Annotated in this window: 6 protein-coding genes; 2 read left to right on the forward strand and 4 right to left on the reverse strand. The window is 73.8% G+C overall.

Features of this window, described 5'->3' with window-relative positions:
- The coding region (locus E1258_RS29410; protein WP_132406844.1) for a PLD nuclease N-terminal domain-containing protein at window positions 1–283 on the forward strand (283 nt) is incomplete at its 5' end.
- A gap of 22 nt (window positions 284–305) precedes the next feature.
- Here E1258_RS29410 and E1258_RS29415 read toward each other — a convergent pair.
- From E1258_RS29415 to E1258_RS29430, 4 genes are all read right to left on the reverse strand, one after another.
- Window positions 306–1115, reverse strand: coding sequence for an ABC transporter permease (locus E1258_RS29415; RefSeq protein WP_132406846.1), 810 nt, complete (start codon window positions 1113–1115; stop codon window positions 306–308).
- A complete protein-coding gene (locus tag E1258_RS29420; RefSeq protein WP_132406848.1) occupies window positions 1112–2086 on the reverse strand; it encodes an ATP-binding cassette domain-containing protein in 975 nt (324 codons plus the stop codon). Before E1258_RS29420 ends, E1258_RS29415 begins: the two co-directional genes overlap by 4 nt.
- A 121-nt stretch (window positions 2087–2207) precedes the next feature.
- Window positions 2208–3830 carry an acetolactate synthase gene (locus E1258_RS29425; RefSeq protein WP_132406850.1) on the reverse strand — a complete coding sequence of 541 codons (1623 nt, stop codon included), beginning with the start codon at window positions 3828–3830 and terminating at the stop codon, window positions 2208–2210.
- 71 nt (window positions 3831–3901) lie between these two features.
- Complete coding sequence (locus E1258_RS29430; RefSeq protein WP_132406852.1) at window positions 3902–4675, reverse strand: enoyl-CoA hydratase-related protein; 774 nt, start codon at window positions 4673–4675, stop codon at window positions 3902–3904.
- A 97-nt stretch (window positions 4676–4772) separates the two neighbouring features.
- Between E1258_RS29430 and E1258_RS29435 the strand changes: the two genes are divergently transcribed.
- Window positions 4773–5261: a DUF6232 family protein gene (locus tag E1258_RS29435; RefSeq protein WP_132406854.1), complete on the forward strand. Its 489-nt coding sequence runs from the start codon at window positions 4773–4775 to the stop codon at window positions 5259–5261.
- Window positions 5262–5266 lie beyond the last annotated feature (5 nt).

The raw sequence follows: 5266 nt of genomic DNA on the forward strand, positions 1-5266 counted from the left end.
GGTCTTCCCGCTGGTCGGCCCGATCGCCTGGTTCCTCGCCGGCCGGCAGCGCCCCGCCGGACACGCGGGGCGCTCCCGGCGGGCCCCCGGCGCCCGGGGTGGCCCACGCCGGCCCCCTGCCCCCGACGACGACCCGGAGTTCCTCGAATCCCTGGCCGAGCGCTCCCGGCGGCAGGACGACGAGCTGTTCCACCGCTGGGAGGAGGACCTGCGCCGGCGCGAGGACGACCTGCGCCGCCGGGAGGGTGACCCGCCCCGGGAGGAGAACCGCCCCGAGGTGTGACCGGGCCACCCCCCGGCGTCGGTCAGACGCGACGCCGCAGCGCCCGGACCGCCAACGGCGCGAAGACGGCGGCGAGCACCACGGCCCAGATCATCGCCTTGGCCGCCGGGCCGACCACCGGGCCGCCGACCAGCAGGCCGCGCAGGGCGTCGGCCAGGATGGTCACCGGGTTGACCTCGACCCAGTTCTGGAGCCAGCCCGGCATCCGGTCGGTGGGGACGAAGACGTTGCTGGTGAAGGTGAGCGGGAAGATCACCGTGAACCCGAAGATCTGCACCTTGTCGGGCTCGCTGACCAGCACCCCGACCAGCACCGAGATCCACGCCGCCGCCAGCGAGAACGCGAGCAGCAGGGCGAACGCGCCGAGCAGCCCGAGCGGCCCGTTGCCGAGCCGGAATCCGAGGATCGCCCCGACGCCGATGAGCAGCGACACCGACCAGGCCTGCTTGACGGTGTCGGCGAGGATCCGCCCGGCCAGCGGGGCCCACCGGGCGATCGGCAGGGCACGAAGCCGGTCGAACATGCCCTTGGTGAGGTCGTTGTTCAGCCCGAACCCGGTGGTCATCGTGGCGAACAGGGCGTTCTGCACGATGATGCCGGGCAGGGCGAACGTCAGATACTCCCCCGGCGAGCCGGCGATCGCCGTACCGAAGACGTACGTGAAGAGAAGCACGAACATCACCGGCTGGATGCTGAGGTCGAGCAGCTCCATCGGGTTGTGCTTGATCTGCACCAGGCTGCGCCAGGCCAGGGTGAGGGTGTGCCGCAGACCGGCGACGACGCCGAGGCGGCGGGCCGGGGCGAGCGGTGCGGTGACGGTGGCGGCGGTCATGCCGGCGTCCTCTCCAGGTCGGCCCCGGTCGGAGCGTCGGACTCGGCGCGATGGCCGGTGAGGTGGAGGAAGACCTCGTCGAGGCTGGAGCCGCGCAGGGCCAGCTCGGCGACGGGGACCTTGGCGTCGTCGAGGCGGCGGACCACGGCGGGCAGCACCTCCGGGTTGTTGACCGCGACGGTGACGGTGGTCTGAGCGACCTCCGGGCTGGCGGCGGCGGCCTCCCCCGCGATGGCCACCACGGTCGCCAGGTCGGCCGGGTCCGTCGGGCGGATCGTGAGGACCTGGCCGCCGGTCTTGGCCTTCAGCTCCTCAGGGGTGCCCTGGGCGATCACGCGCCCGTGGTCGACCACGGCGATCTCGCTGGCCAGCTGGTCGGCCTCCTCCAGGTACTGCGTGGTCAGCAGCACGGTCACCCCGTCGGCGACCAGGCCACGGACGGTGTCCCACAGCTCGCTGCGGCTGCGCGGGTCGAGCCCGGTGGTGGGCTCGTCGAGGAACAGCACCTGCGGGCGGCCGACCAGGCTGGCGGCCAGGTCGAGGCGGCGGCGCATGCCGCCGGAGTACGTCTTCGCCGCCCGATCGGCGGCGTCGGAGAGGTGGAACCGGGCGAGCAGCTCCCCGGCGCGGGCCCGCGCGCCGGCCCGGGAGAGCCCCAGCAGCCGGCCGATGAGCAGCAGGTTCTCCGTGCCGGTGAGCGCCTCGTCGACCGAGGCGTACTGGCCGGTGAGGCCGATGAGCTGGCGGACCCGGTGGGCGTCGCGGCGGACGTCGTACCCGCCGACGGTGGCGTGGCCCTCGTCGGCGGCGAGCAGGGTGGCGAGCACCCGCACCGTGGTGGTCTTCCCGGCCCCGTTTGGCCCGAGCAATCCGAACACGGTCCCGGTGGGGACCGCGAGGTCGACTCCGGCGAGGGCCGTGGTGGCGCCGAAGCGTCGCACCAGGCCCTCCGCCCGGATCGCGTACGTCATGGAAACTCCCGTCGTCTGTGCTTGCCACGCCACCCTGCCCGACGGCACTGACAAATTGCCGAGCCTCGGCTGACGTTACGACGACAGACTCCGGTAATCCTCCGAATTAAACGGTCGTCGCTCAGGCCAGGTTCGAGGAACGGGGGTACGCGTCGGCCGGGTCGGTGAGCACGTTGACGAGGTACGGCACGCCGGAGGCGAAGGCCCGGTCCAGGGCCGGGGCGAGGTCACCGGCCTTCTCGACCGTCTCGCCCGCCCCGCCGAGGGCCTCGACGACCCTGTCGTAGCGTAGGCCGGGCTGGAGGTCGGCGGCGACGTCGTAGCCGTACATGGCCCGCATCGGGTGCTTCTCCAACCCCCAGATGCCGTTGTTGCCGACCACGATCACCACGGGGAGCCGCTGGCGGACCAGGGACTCGACGTCCATCAACGAGAATCCGGCCGCGCCGTCGCCCATCAGCACGCACACCTGCCGGTCCGGGTGGCTGACCCGGGCGCCCATCGCGTAACCCATGCCGGTGCCGAGGCAGCCGTACGGGCCGGGGTCGAGCCAGGTGCCGGGCTGTGCCGGCTCCAGGTACTTCCCGGCGTACGAGACGAAGTCGCCGCCGTCGCCGATGGTGATGGCGTCGGGGGCGAGCGCCCGGCGCAGCTCGCCGTAGACGCGGGCCGGGCGGATCGGGTCGGTCTCGGCGGCCATCTCCTCGGCGTCGCGGGCCTTCGCGGCGTCCTCGGCGACGCGCAACCGCGCGACCCAGTCGTCGTGGTCGGCCCGGTCGCCGGGGTGCTCGGCGAACGCGGTGAGGATCAGCCGCAGGTCACCGGCGGGCGAGACGGCCGGGGCGACGTGACCGGCGCGCTGGCTGGGCGCGTCCACCACGTGCACCACCTGCGCGTCGCCGAAGTCGCCGAAGGCGAGCCGGAAGTCCAGCGGGGTGCCGACCACGACGACCACGTCGGCGTCGCGCAGGGCCGCCCGGCGGGCCTTGGCGAAGGCCAGCGGGTGCGACGGGGGCAGCGCGCCGCGCCCCATCCCGTTGGTGAACACGGGCACCCGCAGCGCCTCGGCGGCGGCCCGCAGGGCCTCGACGGCGTCCCCCGCGTACACGTCGGAGCCGGCGATGATCACCGGCCGGTGCGCGGCGGCGATCAGCCCGGCGGCCCGCGCCACCTCCTCCGGGTCGGCCTCGACGGGGGCGGGCGCGACCGCCTCCGGCAGGTCGGCGTCGCCGACGGAGAAGACCGCCTCCAGCGGGAAGTCGAGGAAGACCGGGCCCCGGTGCGGGGTGAGCGCGGTGGTCAGCGCGGCGTTTACCGCGCGCGGGATGTCGTCGGCGGCGAACACCGTCTCGGCGTGCTTGGTGACCGGGGCGACCAGCGGCAGGTGGTCCATTTCCTGGAGGCTGCCGGAGCCCCAGCGGAACTGCGGGGCCCGACCCCCGAGCACCAGCACCGGCGAGGCGTTGAAGTAGGCGCTGGTCAGGCCGGAGACGCCGTTGGTGACGCCGGGGCCGGCGGTGAGCACGGCGAGGCCGGGGCGGCGGTTGAGCTTGGCCACCGCCTCGGCCGCGAAGACCGCCGACTGCTCGTGCCGCACGTCGTAGAGCGGGAAGCCGGCGGAGTGGGCCGCGTCGTAGAGCGGAAAGACGTGCCCGCCGGAGAGGGTGAACATCTCGCGTACGCCGTGCGCGCGCAGCGCCGCGAGCGCCAGCTCCCCGCCGTGACCTTCGACCCGCTGCGTCATCGCCGCTCCCCTCGTCCGTGGCCGGAGTCACACGGTACTGATCGGTAGGAACAATGTGAACAGTGCTCGGGTCAGCGGCCCGTGAAGTACGGCTTGCGCTTCTCGACGAAGGCCGCCATGCCCTCGCGCCGGTCCTCGGTGGCGAACAACGCCGCGAAGAGCTGGCTCTCCCAGGCCAGGCCCGAGGTGAGGTCCATGTCCAGGCCGGCGTCGATCGCCAGCTTCGCCGCCCGCAGCGCCTGCACCGGCCCGGTCAGGTACGGGGTGACCAGCTCGACGGCGGCGGCGTACACGTCGGCGGCCGGGACGACCCGGTCGGCCAGACCGATCCGCAGCGCCTCCTGGGCGTCCACCATCCGGCCCGACATGATCAGATCCTTCGCCCGGGCCGGACCGACGAGGCGGGCCAGCCGCTGGGTGCCGCCCGCGCCGGGGATGACGCCCAGCTTGATCTCCGGCTGGCCGAGCTTCGCGTCCTCCGCCACCACCCGCCAGTCGCACGCGAGGGCCAGCTCGCAGCCGCCACCGAGGGCGTACCCGGTGATGGCGGCGACCACCGGCTTGGGGATCCGGGCGAACGCGCCGAGCGCGCTGGACAGGTCCGCCGCCCGCTCCGCCATGTCCACATAGGACATGTCGGCCATCTCCTTGATGTCCGCACCGGCCGCGAAGACCTTCTCCCCGCCGTACACGATGACGGCGCGGACCCCGGGGTCGGCGGTGGCCTCGACCGCGGCGGCGCGCAACTCCTCCTGGACCTGCTTGTTCAGCGCGTTCATCGGCGGCCGGTCCAGCCGGATGGTGCCGATGCCGTCCCTGGTCTCCAGCCGCACGAACTCGCTCACGCTGCCCCACTTCCTCGTCGAAGTCGCATGCCAACCTTACGGCCCGGATCGTTGGGGCAAGTAGTCTGGTGTTCGCCCCGCCTCCCCGGAGTCCGCCATGGTCACGTACTACGACGACAGGTCGGTGCAGGTCACCTCCACCGCTGTACGGGTGGACGGCCGGACGTACCCGCTGGCCGAGATCAGCATGGTCTGGCACGTGCGCGGCAGCCGCTCCTGGCGGGTGCTCGCCGGCCGGGGCGCGATCGGCGCCGCGCTCGCCGGCCCGCTGGTCGCCGCCGCGCTGGGGGTGGCGCTCGCGCTGTGGCTGCACCGTTCGCTGACCGTCACGATCGCCATCGTGGGGGCCTCCGTGCTCGTCGGGCTCGCCGCCGGGCCGGTCGCCGACTTCCTCTTCGAGCACCTGGACCGCTCGTACGCCCGGGGAAGCCGCCAGCTGGAGCTGTGGGTCCGCTGGCGCGGCCAGCCGGTGCGGCTGGTGCAGACGAGCGACGCGCTGCGCTTCGGGCAGATCTACCGGGCCGTGCAGCGGGCGGCGGAGGCCGGGCCGGCCCCCCGACGCCCCTCGGCGCCACTCGGGCAGTGACCCCC

Origin of the sequence: Micromonospora sp. KC207 (genome assembly GCF_004348615.1) — a bacterium.
In the GTDB taxonomy this organism is placed as follows: domain Bacteria; phylum Actinomycetota; class Actinomycetes; order Mycobacteriales; family Micromonosporaceae; genus Micromonospora.